The 18,165-nt window shown below is 61.5% G+C and carries 17 protein-coding genes; 10 read left to right on the forward strand and 7 right to left on the reverse strand.

What is annotated here, in order from left to right; genetic code table 11:
• Positions 1-28: 28 nt before the first annotated feature.
• The 10 genes from paaC (at position 29) to galU (ending at position 9,729) form a co-directional block, all read left to right on the forward strand.
• A complete protein-coding gene (paaC, locus tag M8J71_RS11550) occupies positions 29-940 on the forward strand; it encodes a 1,2-phenylacetyl-CoA epoxidase subunit PaaC (RefSeq protein ID WP_256248979.1) in 912 nt (303 codons plus the stop codon).
• Positions 941-945: 5 nt separating this feature from the next.
• Positions 946-1,482, forward strand: coding sequence for a 1,2-phenylacetyl-CoA epoxidase subunit PaaD (paaD, locus tag M8J71_RS11555; RefSeq protein ID WP_256248053.1), 537 nt, complete (start codon positions 946-948; stop codon positions 1,480-1,482).
• Between the two features lie 9 nt (positions 1,483-1,491).
• Positions 1,492-2,733 carry a 1,2-phenylacetyl-CoA epoxidase subunit PaaE gene (gene paaE, locus M8J71_RS11560; RefSeq protein WP_256248054.1) on the forward strand — a complete coding sequence of 414 codons (1,242 nt, stop codon included), beginning with the start codon at positions 1,492-1,494 and terminating at the stop codon, positions 2,731-2,733.
• A gap of 23 nt (positions 2,734-2,756) precedes the next feature.
• Complete coding sequence (locus M8J71_RS11565; protein ID WP_256248055.1) at positions 2,757-3,536, forward strand: enoyl-CoA hydratase/isomerase family protein; 780 nt, start codon at positions 2,757-2,759, stop codon at positions 3,534-3,536.
• A gap of 1,141 nt (positions 3,537-4,677) precedes the next feature.
• Complete coding sequence (locus M8J71_RS11570) at positions 4,678-4,959, forward strand: PqqD family protein (RefSeq protein WP_256248056.1); 282 nt, start codon at positions 4,678-4,680, stop codon at positions 4,957-4,959.
• Positions 4,960-4,980: 21 nt separating this feature from the next.
• Positions 4,981-5,868, forward strand: a complete 888-nt coding sequence (locus tag M8J71_RS11575; RefSeq protein WP_256248057.1) for a hypothetical protein — start codon at positions 4,981-4,983, stop codon at positions 5,866-5,868.
• 126 nt (positions 5,869-5,994) lie between these two features.
• A complete protein-coding gene (locus M8J71_RS11580; protein ID WP_256248058.1) occupies positions 5,995-6,192 on the forward strand; it encodes a hypothetical protein in 198 nt (65 codons plus the stop codon).
• An 86-nt stretch (positions 6,193-6,278) separates the two neighbouring features.
• Positions 6,279-7,862 carry a polysaccharide biosynthesis tyrosine autokinase gene (locus M8J71_RS11585; protein WP_256248059.1) on the forward strand — a complete coding sequence of 528 codons (1,584 nt, stop codon included), beginning with the start codon at positions 6,279-6,281 and terminating at the stop codon, positions 7,860-7,862.
• 4 nt (positions 7,863-7,866) lie between these two features.
• The gene (locus M8J71_RS11590) at positions 7,867-8,772 is read left to right on the forward strand and encodes a nucleotidyltransferase family protein (RefSeq protein WP_256248060.1); all 906 of its coding nucleotides are present in this window, start codon (positions 7,867-7,869) and stop codon (positions 8,770-8,772) included.
• Positions 8,773-8,838: 66 nt separating this feature from the next.
• Positions 8,839-9,729, forward strand: a complete 891-nt coding sequence (gene galU / locus M8J71_RS11595; protein WP_256248061.1) for a UTP--glucose-1-phosphate uridylyltransferase GalU — start codon at positions 8,839-8,841, stop codon at positions 9,727-9,729.
• 18 nt (positions 9,730-9,747) lie between these two features.
• Here galU and M8J71_RS11600 read toward each other — a convergent pair whose 3' ends face one another.
• The 7 genes from M8J71_RS11600 to gmd form a co-directional block, all read right to left on the reverse strand.
• On the reverse strand, positions 9,748-10,194 hold the full coding sequence (locus tag M8J71_RS11600; protein ID WP_256248062.1) for a VanZ family protein: 447 nt from the start codon (positions 10,192-10,194) through the stop codon (positions 9,748-9,750).
• A gap of 284 nt (positions 10,195-10,478) precedes the next feature.
• Entirely contained in the window at positions 10,479-11,084 is a 606-nt protein-coding gene (locus M8J71_RS11605; RefSeq protein WP_256248063.1) for an LPXTG cell wall anchor domain-containing protein, read from the reverse strand.
• A gap of 180 nt (positions 11,085-11,264) precedes the next feature.
• Entirely contained in the window at positions 11,265-13,142 is a 1,878-nt protein-coding gene (locus M8J71_RS11610) for a DUF4012 domain-containing protein (RefSeq protein WP_256248064.1), read from the reverse strand.
• A complete protein-coding gene (locus M8J71_RS11615) occupies positions 13,139-14,452 on the reverse strand; it encodes a UDP-glucose dehydrogenase family protein (protein ID WP_256248065.1) in 1,314 nt (437 codons plus the stop codon). The genes M8J71_RS11610 and M8J71_RS11615 overlap by 4 nt, the downstream gene beginning before the upstream one ends.
• Before the next feature lie 63 nt (positions 14,453-14,515).
• Positions 14,516-15,952 carry a sugar transferase gene (locus M8J71_RS11620; RefSeq protein WP_256248066.1) on the reverse strand — a complete coding sequence of 479 codons (1,437 nt, stop codon included), beginning with the start codon at positions 15,950-15,952 and terminating at the stop codon, positions 14,516-14,518.
• A gap of 26 nt (positions 15,953-15,978) precedes the next feature.
• A complete protein-coding gene (locus M8J71_RS11625; RefSeq protein ID WP_256248067.1) occupies positions 15,979-16,953 on the reverse strand; it encodes a GDP-L-fucose synthase family protein in 975 nt (324 codons plus the stop codon).
• Entirely contained in the window at positions 16,953-17,981 is a 1,029-nt protein-coding gene (gene gmd, locus M8J71_RS11630; protein WP_256248068.1) for a GDP-mannose 4,6-dehydratase, read from the reverse strand. Before gmd ends, M8J71_RS11625 begins: the two co-directional genes overlap by 1 nt.
• Positions 17,982-18,165: the final 184 nt, after the last annotated feature.

Here is an 18,165-nt window from a genome sequence, read left to right on the forward strand (position 1 = left end):
GCAAGCTCGCAGCGGGTCCCTCGCCGGCGTGGCCCCTGCATCGAAAACCACCACAGGCCACGGCGACATCTCTACCGGCGTGGCCGCCCCATCAGGTAGCGGTGACTCCAACGCGAGCGCCACCCGCATCACCCCCGGCAACGCACTCCGCCCGGAGGACATCGCGCTTGAGGTCCGCACCGGCCTGGCCAAGCCGTCAGAGGACGTCGCGGAGTACGCCCTTCGGCTCGGCGACGACGCCCTGATCCTCGCCCAGCGCCTGGGCCACTGGATCTCCCGCGCCCCCGAGCTGGAGGAGGACGTGGCCCTGGGCAACATCGCCCTGGACCAGCTGGGCCATGCCCGGAGCTTCCTCAGCTACGCCGGCGGCGCCTGGGGGAAGAGCGAGGATGACCTCGCCTACTTCCGCCGCGAGCACGAGTTCCGCTCCGTCCAGCTGTTCGAGCAGCCCAACGGCGACTTCGCGGTAACCATCGCGCGGCAGTTCATCGTGAGCTACTACCAGTTCGAGCTCTACCGCCGCCTGACTGAATCGACGGACGCTACCGTAGCCGCCATCGCCGCCAAGGCCGTCAAGGAAGTGGACTATCACCGGGACCACAGCGCCCAGTGGATCCTCCGCCTGGCCGGCGGCACCGAAGAGTCCCGCCGCAGGATGATCCACGGCCTACGGCTGATGTGGCCGTACGTCAACGAACTGTTCCAGGACGACGAGCTGACGCAAAGGCTCGCCGAGGCGGGCGCCGCCGTCGTGCCTTCCAGCCTGCGGGAAGACTTTGACCGCCTGATCGGCGACGTCCTCAAAGAGGCCGAACTGGAGGTGCCGGACGTCCCGGCGGCCCCCGGCGGCGGCCGGCACGGCAAGCACTCGGAGCACCTGGGCTACATCCTGGCCGAGATGCAGGTGCTGGCCCGCGAGCACCCCGGAGCAACCTGGTGAAGGCCATGTACATCTCCGACTTTGAAACCCGGACCCGCACCCCGCGGCAACAGGCGTGGGACATCGCCGCCACCGTCTGCGATCCGGAAATCCCCGTGCTCACCATTGAGGACCTGGGCATTCTCCGGGACGTGAACGTGACGCAGGAACACGGAACGGCAGACCAAGTCAGGGTCACCATCACCCCCACCTACTCGGGCTGCCCCGCCATGGACGCCATCCGCGACGACCTCAAGGCAGCCTTCGCCAAAGAAGGCTACACAGACGTCGAGGTGGACCTGGTGCTCGCCCCGGCCTGGACCACGGACTGGATGACGGACACCGGAAAGGCGAAGCTGCAGGAGTACGGCATCGCCCCGCCGTCGGGCAAGGCAGGAGCGGCCCGCCACGCCGGCCCCATCCGCCTGAGCATGGCCGTGAAGTGCCCCCAGTGCGCCAGCCTGAACACCAAGGAACTCACCCGCTTCGGCTCCACCTCCTGCAAGGCGCTGTATGTGTGCCAGGACTGCAAGGAACCGTTCGACTACTTCAAAGTGCTGTAAGGAAGCCCCATGCCTGTTGTCCGCCAGACTGCCGCCGAAACGGCGCAGGCCACCGGCCGCCGTCGTCCGTCCTTCCACACCCTCGCCGTGAAGGAGGTGCGCCGGCTCACCGAGGACGCCATCGAGGTGGCCTTCCATGTCCCTGCGGAGCTCGCCGGCCAGTTCGACTACCTGCCCGGCCAGTACGTGGCCCTGCGCACCAAGCTGCCGGATGAGACCGGCGAGCTGCACGAGGTGCGCCGCAGCTACTCCATCTGCGCCGAGCCGCGCAGCTTCGCGGACGGCAGCAGCGAGATCCGGGTTGCCGTGAAAAAGGACCTGGGCGGGCTGTTCTCCACCTGGGCCAACGCCGAGCTGAAGGCGGGGGACACGCTGGATGTCATGAGCCCCATGGGCGCGTTTGTGTCCCGGCACGGCCGGGACGGCCAGGCGGTGGAGCAGAACCGGATGAACTCCATGAACAACCCGGAGGAGCTGGCGGGGGACGTCGCCTCCCACGGGGAAGCCAGCTTTGTGGCCATCGCCGCCGGCAGCGGCATCACCCCGGTGATCGCCATCGCACGCACGCTGCTGGCCGCCAACCCGGAGTCGCGGTTCGACCTGATCTACGCCAACAAGGCCGCCATGGACGTGATGTTCCTGGAGGAGCTGGCGGACCTGAAGGACAAGTACGCGCAGCGGCTGGCCATCCACCACGTGCTGTCCCGCGAGCAGCGGATCGCGCCGCTGCTGAGTGGAAGGATCGACGCCGAGAAGCTCCAGCAGCTGCTGGGCACGGCCATCCACGCGGACGATGTGGACGAGTGGTTCCTGTGCGGGCCGTTCGAGCTGGTGCAGCTGTGCCGGGACACCCTGGCCGAGCGCGGCGTGAAGCCGGAGAACATCCGGTTCGAGCTGTTCACGAGCGGCAAGCCGGACAAGCCGGAGGGGCACGCGGGACGTCCCGTGGTGGTGGACGAGTCCAAGGAAACGTACAAGATCACGTTCAAGCTGGACGGCCTGCAGGGCGAGGTGGCCAGCCCCACCCACGCCCGCGAGTCCATCCTCAACGCCGCGCTGCGGGTCCGGCCCGATGTGCCGTTCGCGTGCGCCGGGGGAGTGTGCGGCACGTGCCGGGCCAAGGTGGTCACCGGCAGCGTGACCATGGACGAAAACTACGCACTCGAGCAGGATGAGCTGGACAAGGGGTACGTGCTGACCTGCCAGAGCCACCCCACCAGCAAGGAAGTCACCGTCGACTTCGACGTCTAAGTTTTTCAACCCGAAGGAGTTCCATGATTTCCCTCTCCATCAACAACGGCGTGGCCGAAGTGGTCCTGGACGCTCCGCACAAGCTGAACTCGCTGGATGAGCAGGCGCTGGCGGATTTGTCCCAGGCGTACGACGACGCTGCTGCCGCCGCCGCCCGCGGTGAGGTGCGGGCGCTGCTGCTGAGGGGAGAGGGCCGCGCCTTCTGCGCCGGCCGGGACATCCAGAACGTGACGCCGGAGAGCGACGACGCCGCCGCGTACCTGGGCGGTCTGGTGGAGCCGCTGCTGAAGAAGATGAGCGCGTTCCCGGCTCCCACGTTCGCGGCCGCCCACGGTGCGTGCCTGGGCGTGGGGCTGGGGCTGCTGCTGGCCACAGACGTGGTGTATGTGGCGGAGAACGCGAAGTTCGGGTCGCCGTTCGCCAAGCTGGGGGCGACGCTGGATTCGGGAGGGCACTGGTACTTCACGGAGCGGCTGGGCATGCACCGGACCCTGGACCTGATTTACACGGCCGAGCTGATGAGCGGTACCGAGGCCGTGGCGCAGGGGTTGTTCAGCCGCGCGATGCCGGCGGGCGAGCTGCTGGAGAAGACGCGGGGCATCGTCTCGAAGGGGGCCCGGGGCGCCACGGGTGCTTTTACCGCCAGCAAGGAGCTGGTGGCGCACATCCGCGACCAGCGCCTCGGCCTGTGGGAGGCCATGGCCGAGGAGAACACCGAGCAGGCGCGGCTTTGCAAAACCGACGACTATGCCGAGGGCTTCCGGGCTTTCCAGGAGAAGCGCGAGCCGCAGTTCCGGGGTTGAGTGGTGGTTTAAGCCTGTCGAAACCGTAGGGGTTGGGTAGTAGCGCCTCCCCTCGTTTAGGTGGGTACGGTGGGCCTGAATGAACGGGTATCGCCTACTCGTGTTTCCCGCTGCGCTTGGTTGTTTACTGGGAAGTGCCGGCGAGGAGAGAGCCTTCGCGAAGGCTCCCACCGCAGCACTCGCCGGCACCATTCATCGCGGCAGCTGAAACGATGAGTCTCCCGGCGAACCCTGGGCGATTCAGGAACGGCGGGATCCATGCGAACCAGATCATCCACTGGGGACGGCATCAATCTTGCGGCCTGCCCGCACCAATTTGTTGGCCGCTGCGATGACTGTTCCGCGTCCGCAAGCCTGAGCGAATCAGACCAGATGGTGACGGATGAAGGCGGGACTACATTCTCGCCGGAGTAAGGCGTTGAGTCTGTCGAAACCCCCTAAAGCAGATCTTGATTGAAACTTGAAGCTTTACCGCAAGAATCTTAAGCCTCGTTCGCCAGAGTAGTTGGAGCCAGGCAAACGCGCCCGGCCAACTCCCGCTGCCGTTCCCACAGGGCTGGCCGCGTTTGAAGACTACAACGGGGGCATCATTGTCTGAGGTTCTGAACGAGAAGGTCACTAGCGGCGAAGAGAACGGTGTCAGCCGCCGCAGGGTGATGGCAGGAGTGGCGTGGACCGTTCCCGTTATTGTTACCGCTATCGGGGTCCCGCCAGCTTCAGCGTCGACAGGTTCCCCGGCCGTAGCCCTCGTTGGTGCAGGGTCACCGATCACGTACAGCCAAGGGAATCGCGCGGGCACCGGTCCCACGAAGATCCAAATCACGGGTGTTGTAGGTGCAATAGGCGGAAGCGTGATTATCGCACCAGAAGGCACTGTCCGTGCGAGGATCGGAATTCAGCCCTCCGCATCAGGCGCATTTTCCGCGTCCAGCTTTGACGGGAATACTTCGACCACTACTTTCGCTGCTGGTTCCGGCACTGGGCAGACCCTGGACATTCCGGTTGGCTTCTTCAACTTGGAGGACGCGGCTCCCAACAAGCCAAAGCCCAATGATGTATACAGCTACTTGATGACCGTGCTCCTCACAGGTCCCAACAGTGGTTCGGTGCGCGCCGAGACAAACCTAACCATCACGTTCAAATGATCTGGCGTCATTCCCACGATGTGGCCCACGTCCGGACACGTGGCGCCGGCCGGGTTGCCCTGCTCCATTTGGACGCAAACCAGCCGGTGGTCCTGGAAGGCACAGCTGCAACAATCTGGGACCTGATCGACGGTCGGCGAACGGAGCAATCCATCCTCGCTGAACTTGAGGCCAGCTTCGAGGATCAGGCAGGACAGATGCAGTCCCAGGTGGAACACTTCCTCGCCAGCCTCGAGGCCCAGCGCCTGATCGAGGCCGCCCCCGACGCATCGCGCTAACCGTTCAGGGCCGCGGGAACCATGGGAAACGCAGTTATGGCGTGGAAGCAACGCCTCTTCGAGGAATTGGCGCGAGGCAGTGATCTGCTGTGCCTGGAGGTCCTGGGAAGGCAGTTCACTGTCCGCTGGGGCCGCGCGGTCACGTGGCAGCAGCGGGAAAGCATGAGTTCGGCCTGGGCACGGTGTGCCAGCAGCCGCGAGCCGGTGCTTCCGCCGCCGCCAATGGAGCCCACGGACAACCTGCCGTTCACCGCTTCCGTCATCTGCAGGTCGGCAAAGCACGACGGCGGGACGTTCCACATGCGGGCCGCCTCCTTTGTGGAGCTGGCTGAGAACCTCACGTCCCGGCTCACAGTGGAAGCCATCCTGGCCAATGCAGGTGGACTGACAATGCTTCACGCCTGCGGAGTGGCCCACCCGGCCACAGGGGCGGTGGTGGCGCTCGTGGCGAAATCGGGAACGGGAAAAACCACCGCGGCGTCCGTGCTGGCCAAGACCTATGGGTATGTCACGGACGAAACGGTGGCCATCCGCCCGGACGGGTCGGTGGTGCAGTATCCCAAGCCGCTGTCCGTAAAGCAGGGGCCTGGCGTACCCAAACTCCAGGTGGGACCGGGCGAGCTTGGCCTTCAGCCAGCTCCAGCCATGCCCTTCATCCAGTCCATCGTTCTCCTCAACCGCGTTCAAGGCGAGCCGCCTCCGGCCCCTGTGCTGGAGAAGGTTCCCCTAGCCGATGCGGTACTCGCCCTGATCCCGGACTCGTCCTCGCAAGGAGACATCCAGGAACCACTGCAGTCGCTCTGCCGCCTGATAGACAGCGTTGGGGGAGTCTGGCAGGTGACCTACTCGGAAGCGGCCGATCTGCCGGCGGCCCTGGCCCCCCTGTTCAGGACGCAGTTACCAAAGTAGCACGGGGCAACGCCTGAATGGGAAGGCCGCGCAGCAGGAGATATCAGGCCCGGACCCATTCCGGATGGCTACATCCGGCGCACAGCAGCAAAGGACGCCGTCGCTATAGGTGACAATCTACTGGTCATGCTGGACAACAAGATCGTCCGGCTCAGCGGGATCGGCCCGGCCATCTGGGCAGCATGCGCCAGTTCGCTCCGGCCGGACCGGCTCGCTGAAGCCGTGGGAGAGGTACACGGCACGCCGGAAGGCTACCGGGGCGCCGTCGCCGTCGCCGTACAGCAGCTCATGGAGGCATCAGTTTTGGATCAGGGCGGCGAGTAGCCGCAACGGGTGGGGGACCACTCGAACCAGCATTTCGGCCACGAAGACCGGCCAGGAAACAAAGAACTTGAGTGGAAGGAACCACTGTGAGCACTACAGCCGCGCCCCCGGAACCGCCCGTTGGCATGGACCTGACGGACTACCTCCGCATGCTTCGGGCCTACTGGAAGGCAATTATCGCCTTCACCCTGCTGGCGACCTTAGCGGCCGTGGGCTGGACCGTACTGCAACCCAAGATCTACGCCTCGGATTCCAGCGGCATTGTGGTCACGCCGGGCTCGGACAACGTCAGCCTGTCACTCGCGGGGGACAGCCTGGCCAAGGCCAAGGTCAAGAACTACGAGTCGGTCGCGAAGTCCCGGCTTGTGGCGGACCGGGTCATCCAAGCGCTGGAGCTGAAAACCAGTGCAGACGCCCTCCTGGGCAGCATCAGCGTGAAGGTTCCGCTGGACACTGCCGAGATCCGGGTGACTGCCCAGTCCACGGATCCTGCCACCGCGCAACGCGTTGCCGATGCCTGGGTGAACGGTCTCGCCGCCCAGGTGGAGGCGATTGAAACGGCACCTGCCGGCGAGGCAGCGGCGGAGCCCGGCACCGCAGCAACGCCCGGCCCGGAATCGGCGGCAAGCGCCACGGCAACGGCTGTGCGGGTGCTTCCTCTGGGCAAGGCAGTTCTCCCCACTAGCCCCACGTCACCCAACACCAAGCTCAACCTGGCGCTGGGCGCACTCGTCGGCCTGGCCCTCGGTGTCGCCTATGCGGTGGTCCGCCGGCACCTGGACCGGCGCATCCGGAAGGCCGCGGAAATCGAACGGCTCTTCGGCCTCCCCGTGATTGGCACCCTTCCCGTGGACCACCGCCTGGACCAGAGGAGTACCATTCTCGGCGCCGGTACAGGAGTGCAGGTCCACGATGCCGGCGGAGCGATGGGTGAGGCCCTGCGGGAGCTTCGCACCAATATCAGCTTTCTCGACGTGGACCAGCCACCGCGGATCATCGTGGTCACCAGTTCGGTGCAGTCAGAAGGCAAGTCCACCGTCACGGCCAACCTGGCCGTCACCCTGGCGGCCGCGGGAGAAAACGTGGTGGTGGTCGACGGCGACCTCCGCCGGCCCACGCTGGTGGACGTTTTCAACCTGGTTCCGGGAGCCGGGGTCACCGATGTCCTCACCGGCACCGCGGAGCTGGCGGACGTCCTCCAGCCCTGGGGCGCGCTGCCGAACCTTTCAGTCCTTGGCTCCGGCCGGATCCCGCCGAATCCCAGTGAGCTGCTGGGGTCCCGGGCCATGAAAAAGATGCTCAACGCGCTGGCTGAAGATGCGATTGTCCTGATCGACGCCCCGCCGCTGCTGCCGGTCACGGACGCCGCGGTCCTCTCCCGTGCAGCAGACGGCGCGATCGTGGTGATCCGGACGGGCAGGACCACCCAGGAGCAGCTGGCACAGTCCCTGGGGAACCTCGAGAAGGTCAAGGGCAGGATCCTGGGGGCCGTGCTCAATTACGTGCCCACCAAGGGAACAGATGCCTACACGTACTACGGAACGTACACCGCTGCGCCGCAGCCCGCGCCGGCAGTGGGAGTCGAGCCGCAGCCCATCAGGCTCGGGCAGGACAGCGGGGCTGAAAGCGTACTGGAAGCCCTTGCCAGCGGGCGCAGGGTCAAGGACTAGGGATATGACGGACGCGGACAATCAAGCGCAACTGAGCGTCCCTGAGGGCGTACTCCTGTGCCACGCTCTGGTGGCACGGGTAGCGGAAAGCCTGGGTGTCCGTGCCTTCTTCATCAAGGGGCCGGCCAGCGTGATACAGGGGCTACGCCAGCCTAAAACGTCAACCGACGTGGACGTTTTCGTCTCACCCTCCAATTTGGAACACCTGGTGCAAGGCCTGCGGGAGCGGGGCTGGCGGGAACGCCCCGTTGATCCGGACAGCAGGACATTTCCGAAGCACGCGGTGACCTTTCACCACCCGGAGTGGCCGTGTTGTATCGATGTCCATTTCCGCTTTCCGGGGATGGAAAGGCCGGCAATGGACTGTTTCGAGGTGATGTGGGCTAATACAGATTGCCTGGAGCTTGCAGGACAGGAGGTACGCATCCCGTCAGCGGCGCTGGGAATCCTGATCCTTGCATTGCATGCCCTCCGGTCTCCTCATTTGCCTGCCTGCCGGCAGGAGCTCGAATTCCTGACCCGCCTCACAGGACGGCAGTCGCGCGTGTCTGACGTGTTGGACATCGCCACGGCCACTGGCTCCCTTGCGGCCATGCGGCCCTTTCTCGAGGATCTTCTCCCTGAAAAAGCTCTGCCGGAGTGGCCGGAGCCATCCACGGAATGGCGCAACCGGCTGATGGCAAAGGAACCGGGGAGTGCAAGGCTCATAGCCATCGCACAGGCATCATGGCGTCAGAAACCAAAGATGTTGTGGCGGGCCGTCTTCCCGCGGCCGGACGTCTTCCTGAGTGGGAACATCTACGCGGACATGTCGCTCCGGGGACGGCTCTCGCAGCATCAGGCCAGATGGGCCCGGTTCCTGCGCTCTGCTCCACGAATCGTGCGTGATTTCAGAAACATCGGTGGTTAAGCTGGTCAAAACTCAGCGGCCAGCCAGAAATTGCCTTTATCTACCGCTGATTTGTAAGGTTCAGCTATGACTACGGGGAAAGCTATCACCAAAGCCGTCATTCCTGCTGCCGGACTGGGGACACGCTTCCTGCCCGCCACCAAGGCAATGCCGAAGGAAATGCTGCCGGTTGTTGACCGGCCGGCCATCCAGTACGTGGTTGAGGAAGCCGTGAAGTCCGGCCTCACCGACCTGCTGATGATCACGGGGCGGAACAAGCGCTCCTTGGAGGACCACTTTGACCGCGAGCCGGGCCTGGAGCGCGCGCTGGAGCTGAAGGGGGATAAGGACAAGCTAGAATCCGTCCAGTACGCCTCCGAGCTGGGACCCATCCACTACGTCCGCCAGGGCGAGGCCAAGGGCCTGGGCCACGCGGTGCTGTGCGCCAGCCAGCACGTGGGCAAAGAGCCTTTCGCCGTGCTGCTGGGCGACGACCTCATTGACGAGGCTGAGGACCTGCTGACCACCATGATGGAGGTGCAGCAGAAGACCGGCGGTTCCGTGATCGCCCTGATCGAGGTGGATCCGTCCCAAATCAGCGCCTATGGCTGCGCAGACATCACCGCCGTCGACGGCGAAGACTACGTCCGCGTGAACAGCCTGGTGGAGAAGCCGGCCACGGGGGAGGCTCCCTCCAACCTGGCTGTAATCGGCCGCTATGTGCTGCACCCGTCCGTGTTCGGCATCCTGGAGAAGACAGAGCCGGGCCGCGGCGGCGAGATCCAGCTGACAGATGCCCTGCAGACCCTGGCCGCCGGCGAGGGCGAAGGCTCCGGCGTGTACGGAGTGGTCTTCAAGGGCCGCCGCTTCGATACCGGAGACAAACTGAGCTACCTGAAGGCCGTCATCACGCTCGCGTCCGAGCGCGTTGAGTTCGGCGAGGACCTGAAGACCTGGATGAAGGGCTTCGTCAACTAAGCGGGGCTAAAGCCCTACCTACAGGTCCGCTGCCATAATGCGGCGGGCCTGTAGTTCTTTAAGCGCTGCAGTGGCCAGGAGAGCGCCGATGACAGCGCCTGCAGTGTTTGTCACAAGGTCAAGAGGGCTTGGAAAACGGGCGTGAAGAAACAACAGCTGGCCAAGTTCCATGCACCCGGAAATGAGCAGCCCGAATGCGCCGATCCGCCACCACGGTCTATTAGGAAAAGCAAGCGAGCTTACTACTCCTAGTGGGATGAAAAGAGCAACGTTGGCTGATGCTTCAGCGAATTTGTAATTGACCCACGTCGGAATTCCATGGCGGTGAAGAGAATTCAGGGCGGCTGCGAGCTGGCCCTGCACAGGCTGGTCCACGGGGCTTGGCCAGAAAGCGATGAATGCCAAGGGAACCATCGTGGCGATAAGGACCAGGCGCCAGAAGCGGCGGTTCTTTGGCTGCTTCATGTGGCCCTTAGGAGCTGCGCAGAAGGGCTAACGCTGCGATTCCGGATGCGGCCACTGCCAGCAGTCCCAAAAGAACGTAGGGGAGCACTTGGTGGCGGGCAAGGGGAAGAAAGAAGTCGTACCGCCGTGGTGCGCGCCGCCAATGTCTTCCCATAGGTCATATTGATACCACAGCTCCGACGCCGGCTTGGTTGCTGAGTCTTTTGAGACCTAAAACCAAGAAGGTGGGTGTTCTCCCTTTCTGGAGTACACCCACCTTCTTCGGTGGTGATCGGGTACTGAGGTTATGCAGCGGCCTCAGCCTTGGCCCGACGGCGAACCACAACTACTGAGGTTGCGCCGGCAGCCAGTGCGCCTGCGCCGACCAAGGTCCAGAGGACCAGACCGGAGTCGGCGCCGGTGTTGGCAAGGCCCGTACCGGTGTTGGCCAATGGAGCACCTGCGGCGTTGCCGCCGGTGCTGGCCAATGAAGCTGCAACGGTCACCGTTACGGGACCGACGGTGACGCCTGACTCCTGACCGGTTGCGGTGATGGAGTAGGTGCCAGCCTCGTTGATAGCGATCGGCAGGGAAACTGCACCCTGGGCGTCAGCAGTTGCCTGCAGGGTCTGTGCTTCGGCAACAACGCTGATGCGTGCTGCCACTGAACGGCCACCGGCAATGTTGGCGCCTGAAGCTGCAGGCGGCTGACCGGGCGTTACACGGATGATGAGCGGTTCGCCAGCGCGGAAGCCCTGTCCGCGGAAGACGAAGGTTTCGCCCGGGCCTACGACACCGTCAGAAACAGCAGCCTGCGGCGGAAGCGCGGGGTAGGTGTTGGCAACGGCAGGAGCCGAGCCGATTAGGGCGATGGAGCCAGCAAGCGCGAGTGCTGCAAGAGTTTTCTTCATGAGTGTCCCCCCGGAGACGTTTAAGTTTTGGTGTACCCGATTTTGAGGAAGTTTTCCTCTCCACACGAGACCTGTGCGGAACTACGGATAATGATCCCAAGAAAGACGTTATCACCTGAGTCAGCTTGTGAGCAACGTCAATCAAGACGGTTTACATAGTGTTAACGCCGAGTCCATGTCTTAACTGCACGCAGCAATTTCTGTGGGCAAAGTCACGTCCTTTACGTCTTGAATGGTTGGCGTGACAACAACGTTAGGTTCCGTGTGCTGGACAATTTTTCCAAATGTGAAGTCGACGGTTCGGCTCTCCCCAGGAGCCAGCTGTACGGCTAGTACGCCCACAGGTCTGTTGCTGTGGAAGTAAGGTGCAAACTCGGTCTTCTGGCCATCCAATTTCGCCGTCTCCACCTGCGCTTGGGCTGGGCCGTAGGCGACTATGTTCGTCTGCACCGATCCAGGCGGCACACCGAAATGTCCATCACCTGTTACGTAGGCCGGCAGGGTTGTACCTGCATCGCCAGGAGCAGTGTTTGTGCTGGTAATCCGGACTGTTGTCTGCTCGTAGCCGCCTTGAGGGCATTCCTTAATCAGTTGGACGGTGCGTTTAACGTAGTAGTCCATCTTCGCTCCGGTGCCGTCGTTGAAATAGACACCGAACTGCGAGGGGGCTACGCTCGGTCCAGCTATGGATCCGCTCAAGGCGTACTCGCCGATTATGGATTGTTCCGCGGGGAGTCCAGACCAGACCAAGACCCGGCCCTCCGCTGCACCACGAGTGAGTCCATCCACCATGCCTTTCGCATTTCCCCTGCCATCCGAAAGAGCTGCAAAGATTTGCTGGGCTACCCCGGCAAAATAGGTGTCCTGGAGAGCGGGCTGATCGATTTGTGCATAAACGTCCGAAAGCAGTGTTTGGACAACATTCTTGCCTGTCAACTCAGTTGGCAATCCTGCCGCTGCGAGCGCCACGAGTTCGGGGTTCGTGATGCTGACAGGACCAGTGGCATCAAGTATGTACCCGAGTGCCACTGGGTCAATGGAGATCACTCCGTCAACACGCTGTTCGGTCTTTCGCTCCCACATAGCTTGAGCCGCTTTTGCCGCGGTGGGAAAGTCAGGAGTGAGGTTCACATCCTGCATGAACTTTCCTACGCGCTGCGAGTAAATCTGCTGTTGCTGAGGGTCAAACGGAATAATCGGAGACATTGCGCCGATGGCCCCGGCGCTGATTTGAGAACCGAGAGTCAGCCGGCCCTTGTCGAGGCTTAGAACAGCTAGGGCCCCAGGTATGCCGCCAGATGCCCTAGCTTCGGCATTGTTTTGGATCATGAGGAGGTAGTGTCGTGGTGTCTGCGCACCTAGCATTCCGGGTGCAATGCGCGAAGCGTTTGCGGCTGCGTCCAGTGCCCCAGCGAGGTCTTGCAATTGATGTCTTGCACTAGTCAAAGGTTCGGCCACTTGTGGCGCCAAGTCTGTGGTATCAATCTGTTGCAGTCTGTCCGCCGACAGCCTTACGGAGTGAGCGGCAGCCGAGATGTTTGGGGAGGCTGATTGGAGTGGTTCCAAATCAGTCCCTGAACCGCTAGGGAGAAGCGTTTCCCAATTCAGGGAGCTGTACACCTTTACTAGTGGTGTGAGACCCAAGCTTGCAACATCGTCTGCTGAACGTGCAACCTCGGCGACGGCACTGAAGTTAGCCCCTGGCCCAGGCAGAGCCGAAGCCAAGGTCCACAGTGGGTCTTCTGCCGCCTTTTTCGCGGCGGCGGTATGTTCGCGTAGTTCGCGGACTGTGGCTGTGGCCTCATCGGCGTTCTCTGTTGCTATCTCCTCTTTAAGAGCAGAGACCAAATGAATCGCCGATGTGAGCTCGGAGTTTATTTCCGACGCTTTGCTCCCAAGCCAGGCTGCACCGGCGGCGGTTATGAGAAAGGCACCCCCCAACGCGGCGAAGGTGAACACGAGCCGGCGACGAAAGCCTTTGCCGCTCGCCTTCGAAGGATGTCGCATCTTGGAGGGGGCCTTTTTGGCGGAGGCGTCCTGATTTTTGGTCCTGGTCAAGGTCGACCTAGCCCGCGGTAGTTCCATCCAGCAGCCCGCCATTTCGCGGCGTTCAAAACATTGCGGCCATCGAGGATTCGGGGAGAGGTAACTGACTCCACCAACTCGTACGGGTCCAGATCTCGATATTCTTGCCACTCAGTAAGCAATAGCAAAGCGTCCGCCGTCTGGACGGCAGTCGAAGTGTCGTCTTCGTAGTGAAGCTCTGGGAACCTCCGCGCCGCATTAGACAAAGCCTTTGGATCTGTCACCGTAACCACGGCGCCCTGCAACTGTAGTTGGGCCGCAATGCTGAGGGCGGGCGAATCCCGAACATCGTCGCTTTCGGGCTTGAAAGCGGCACCCAGCACTGTGATTCGTTTGCCCAGCAGCGATCCATCGCACAAATCCCGGGCGAGCTCGACCACCCGGGTTCTGCGACGCATGTTGATAGCATCAACCTCGCGGAGAAAAGTAAGAGCTTGATCGGCGCCAAGCTCTCCAGCTCGCGCCATGAACGCACGAATGTCCTTGGGAAGGCAACCTCCGCCAAAGCCGATGCCCGCATTGAGAAATTTCCGTCCGATACGATCATCCATGCCGATCGCATCAGCAAGTTGCGTTACGTCCGCTCCTGCTGCTTCGCAAACTTCAGCCATGGCGTTGATGAATGAGATCTTGGTGGCGAGAAAGGAATTTGCTGCCGTTTTTACGAGCTCCGCGGTCGGGTGGTCTGTCACGAGGCGGGGAGTACCTGCTGCGAGCGGAGCCGAGTAAACGTCATCCAATACGGCGACGGCAGGATGGTCTTCCGATCCGTCAGACACTCCGTACACGAATCGGTCAGGATGAAGAGTGTCCGCAACGGCGTGGCCTTCACGAAGGAATTCTGGATTCCACACCAAGTGCGCCTCTGGTTGTTCGGCCCGGAGAATTTCCGCAAGACGTGCGGCCGTTCCCACAGGTACCGTCGACTTGCCTACCACCACGTCAGTTGGTGAAACGTAAGGAAGTAGTCCTGCTGTGGCGGCATCCACATACGCCATATCAGCACCATTTTCCCCCTTCTTTTGAGGCGTACCGACGCAGATAAAGTGCACGGCACTTCCTCTGGCGGCGGCCAAGTCGGTTGTGAAAGACAAACGCCCTGTGCCCTGAACTTCACGCAGGAGTTCTTCAAGCCCCGGCTCGAAAAAGGGCGCACGGGCTGAGGACAACTCTTCGATCTTTCGTGAATCGACATCAATGCCGACGACCTCGTGGCCTAACTTCGCCATGCATGCTGCATGAACAGCGCCCAGATAGCCGCAGCCGATTACAGATATGCGCATTGTGATGGTTTCCTTCCCCAAGGGGTCAGTTATTCGCGTCCGGTCGAAACGGGATTGGCGAGATCAATAGGCGCCGCTACTGCCGAAGACAGCACGGACGGTCCGGAGGATGATGACGAGGTCACCAGCTAGCGACCAATTTTCCACGTAGTACAAGTCCAGGCGAACTGAGTCCTGCCAGGACAAATTGGAGCGCCCGCTCACCTGCCACAACCCAGTAAGCCCGGGCTTGACGAGCAGGCGACGACGTACGTCGCTTTCATAGGCCGCGACCTCCTGCGGAAGAGGAGGGCGTGGGCCAACTAGGCTCATGGAACCAGTAAGGACATTCAACAGCTGAGGCAACTCATCCACGCTGTATCGGCGCAGGAATCCTCCAATTCGTGTCACGCGCGGGTCGTTTTTCATTTTGAAAAGGGGACCACTGCCTTCGTTTTCCTTAACCAATTCTGCGAGGCGGGCTTCGGCGTCAACTGCCATGGAACGGAACTTGAGCATATAGAAGTGATTTCCTTCTATCCCCACGCGTTCTTGGCGGAACAGGACGGGCCCAGCACTATCGAGCTTAATCAAGACCGCCACAAGGACCATCACCGGGGAAGCCACTAGTAGCAAAAGTCCCGCTGCTAGCAGATCAAAGAGGCGCTTGGCCACTCTCTGGCCTGCTTCCAGTGTCGGAGTGGTGACGTGAATCAGGGGCAAGCCCGCGACCTGCTGTGTGTGAATCCGGGGCCCCGCGATGTCGGTTAGAGCTGGTGCCATAATGAGCCCGATATTCCGGGCAGCGAGTTCCCAGCCTAGATGCCTGAGCGTCTGAGGGTGCAGCTGAACGCCCGCAGAGACTGCTACCGCATCAGCGCCACAGGCCTCCAGAGCCGCGATGATGGATTGCGTGTCGGGTTTGTGCCCCACTACTTTCAGCCCGGAGCTTGGTTCCACGGGAGAGCCGCTCTCGATGCCCGGCATGTAGGCTGCTATAGGGAGGTATCCTGCGTGCTTGGCACGGCGAAAAGACGAAGCCAGGTGGGCAACCGCACCGGGCCCCCCCAGTAATAGCAGGCGGGACATACTTCGGCCCTGAACGCGCTTGATACTCAGATGTTGTCTAATCAACCATCTGCCGAGTAGTAGGCCTAGCAGCCCGACTGGGAGCGCCAACCCGACGTATCCCCGTGCCGTGTCAATCCTGAAGACATATGAGACTATCGCGATGATGCCGAACAGCCAGAGGGAGGCAGCGGCCACACGCTTGTATTCGTCCGGGCCGGACCCGAGGATGCGACTCTGGCGGCTGTTCCAAGCGCCCAACATTAGCCACCACACCGCGGCGAGCACCACGGAAAGCCATATGTAAGAGAGGTCTTGACCAGGCGTAGTGAGTGCGGGGTCAACACCGAATCGTATAAGAAAAGCCCCCATGACGGCCCAGATAACGACGAACGCGTCGACGAGCCGTAAGAGCCGTGACGAACGCCTCCGCCAGTTGGCGTCCTCACTCACTACGAATCCCCCATTTCAAGAACTGACTAGCTGCGTACTGATAGAGAGTTTTCTCTAAACCACTCGACTGTTCTGCGCACTCCCTCTTCGAGTCCGATTGATGCTGACCATCCAGCGTCGGCCAATTTGGAAACGTCGAGTAACTTCCGGGGCGTGCCATCAGGTCTAGTGGAGTCCCATGCGATTTCCCCTGTGTAACCGACCGCTGCGGCCACCAGCGAGGCAAGCTCACGAATGGTTACGTCGGTGCCCGTTCCCACATTGACCTGTGAAGGACCGTCGTAGTTCTCCAACAGGTGCAGGCAGGCAGCCGCCATGTCATCTACGTGCAAAAACTCCCTTCGTGGCGAGCCTGTACCCCAATTGGTGACGGTTTTGGCACCCGATTTCGCTGCTTCGTCGTAGCGTCTTATTAGGGCCGGCAAGACGTGAGAACCCGTTGGCGAAAAGTTATCGCCAGGACCGTAAAGGTTTGTCGGCATGGCGGATATCCATGGAAGGCCGTACTGCCGGCGAATAGCTTGGATGTGCATGATCCCTGCAATCTTGGCTATCGCATAAGCATCATTGGTTGGCTCCAAGTGCCCGGTGAGCAGCGAGTCTTCGCGGATCGGTTGATCAGCAAATTTCGGATAGATGCAGGACGAACCCAAGAACAGGAGACGTTCCACACCGTATTCCCTTGCTGCATCCAATACGTTGACCTGGATCCTTAAATTGTCGCTCAGAAAGTCAACAGGATAAGTGTTGTTCGCAAGAATGCCACCGACCTTAGCAGCAGCGAGAATGACGTACCGGGGCTTTGAGTCGGCGAAGAACGCGAATACCGCATCGCGATCTTTCAAATCCAGTTCCGTCGAGGTGCGGCCCACAAGGTTCTTGAACCCTTCGGATTTCAATTTTCGCCATATTGCAGAGCCGACGAGCCCCCGATGGCCGGCGACGTAGAAGGTCGAAGAGCGGCTTAGCGCAGCCGGTTCGAAGATGACGTCGTCAGCCACTATTTCTTCCAGCTTTCCAGTTCAACTTTGTCAATCCAATGATTGCCCGCATGCTTGAGGGCTTCAATATCCGCATCCACCATGATCCGTGCGAGTTCGGGAGTGTGAATCGACGCTTTCCACCCCAGCTTCTCCTGCGCCTTAGAGGCATCGCCTACAAGGGCGTCAACCTCGGTGGGTCGGAGATAACGCTCGTCGAACCGGACGTGATCTTCCCAGTTCAATCCCGCATGCTCAAATGAGATCTGGAGGAAGTCCCGGACGGTGTAATTCCCGCCAGTTGCCAGGACGAAGTCGTCAGGTTCATCGGCCTGAAGCATACGCCACATGCCTTCCACATATTCTGCGGCGTAGCCCCAGTCGCGGACGGCATCCAAGTTACCCATGTAAAGCAGATCCTGCTTGCCGGCCTTGATAGCGGCGACAGCACGCGTGATTTTACGCGTTACAAACGTCTCGCCCCGCCGAGGGGACTCGTGGTTGAAGAGGATGCCGTTAACCGCAAACATCCCGTAAGCCTCACGGTAATTCTTGGTGATCCAATAGCTATAGACCTTGGCGGCTCCGTAAGGTGAGCGCGGGTAGAACGGGGTTTCCTCATTTTGGGGGGGAGGCGTGGCCCCGAACATCTCTGAGGATGAGGCCTGGTAAAAACGGGTATTGATGCCTGACATCCGCACGGCTTCAAGCAACCTGATAGTTCCGACACCGGTCGTGTCTGCCGTGTGCTCGGGCTCGTCAAAAGAGACTCGAACATGCGATTGGGCCGCGAGGTTGTAGACCTCGTCTGGGTTTATCTCTGCTAGCAGGGTAACGAGGCGTGCACCGTCACTCAAGTCGCCGTAATGCAAGAAAAGCTTGGCTTTCGGGTCGTGAGGATCCACGTACATGTGATCAATCCGCGCTGTGTTGAAAGTAGAAGCCCGGCGGATGAGTCCGTGCACCTCGTAGCCCTTGTTCAGCAGTAGCTCGGCAAGGTACGAGCCGTCTTGGCCTGTTATTCCAGTGATCAGTGCGCGTTTTGTCACAATTCCCCCACAATACAAAAGTGATACTGGGCCCACGGCGCAGTATGGTTCGGCTGAATACCGACCTCATCTTAGTGGGTGGCCGCGCAAGTCGCTAAACAGGCCGTATCGGGGCTCGATCGTTAACGGGACCTAGTCGAAAAGTGGCCGTGGTCTTCACCCCGGGCATCCACGAAGATCTGCT

This window comes from Pseudarthrobacter sp. R1 (assembly GCF_024494415.1).
Classification (GTDB): domain Bacteria; phylum Actinomycetota; class Actinomycetes; order Actinomycetales; family Micrococcaceae; genus Arthrobacter.

Bases quoted from the DNA above. Each gene is read 5' to 3' on its own strand.
- paaD (WP_256248053.1), top strand. From the start codon at position 946: ATGTACATCTCCGACTTTGAAACCCGGACCCGCACCCCGCGGCAACAG.
- paaE (WP_256248054.1), top strand. From the start codon at position 1,492: ATGCCTGTTGTCCGCCAGACTGCCGCCGAAACGGCGCAGGCCACCGGC.
- M8J71_RS11565 (WP_256248055.1), top strand. From the start codon at position 2,757: ATGATTTCCCTCTCCATCAACAACGGCGTGGCCGAAGTGGTCCTGGAC.
- M8J71_RS11570 (WP_256248056.1), top strand. From the start codon at position 4,678: ATGATCTGGCGTCATTCCCACGATGTGGCCCACGTCCGGACACGTGGC.
- M8J71_RS11575 (WP_256248057.1), top strand. From the start codon at position 4,981: ATGGGAAACGCAGTTATGGCGTGGAAGCAACGCCTCTTCGAGGAATTG.
- M8J71_RS11580 (WP_256248058.1), top strand. From the start codon at position 5,995: ATGCTGGACAACAAGATCGTCCGGCTCAGCGGGATCGGCCCGGCCATC.
- M8J71_RS11590 (WP_256248060.1), top strand. From the start codon at position 7,867: ATGACGGACGCGGACAATCAAGCGCAACTGAGCGTCCCTGAGGGCGTA.
- galU (WP_256248061.1), top strand. From the start codon at position 8,839: ATGACTACGGGGAAAGCTATCACCAAAGCCGTCATTCCTGCTGCCGGA.
- M8J71_RS11600 (WP_256248062.1), bottom strand. From the start codon at position 10,194: ATGAAGCAGCCAAAGAACCGCCGCTTCTGGCGCCTGGTCCTTATCGCC.
- M8J71_RS11605 (WP_256248063.1), bottom strand. From the start codon at position 11,084: ATGAAGAAAACTCTTGCAGCACTCGCGCTTGCTGGCTCCATCGCCCTA.
- M8J71_RS11615 (WP_256248065.1), bottom strand. From the start codon at position 14,452: ATGCGCATATCTGTAATCGGCTGCGGCTATCTGGGCGCTGTTCATGCA.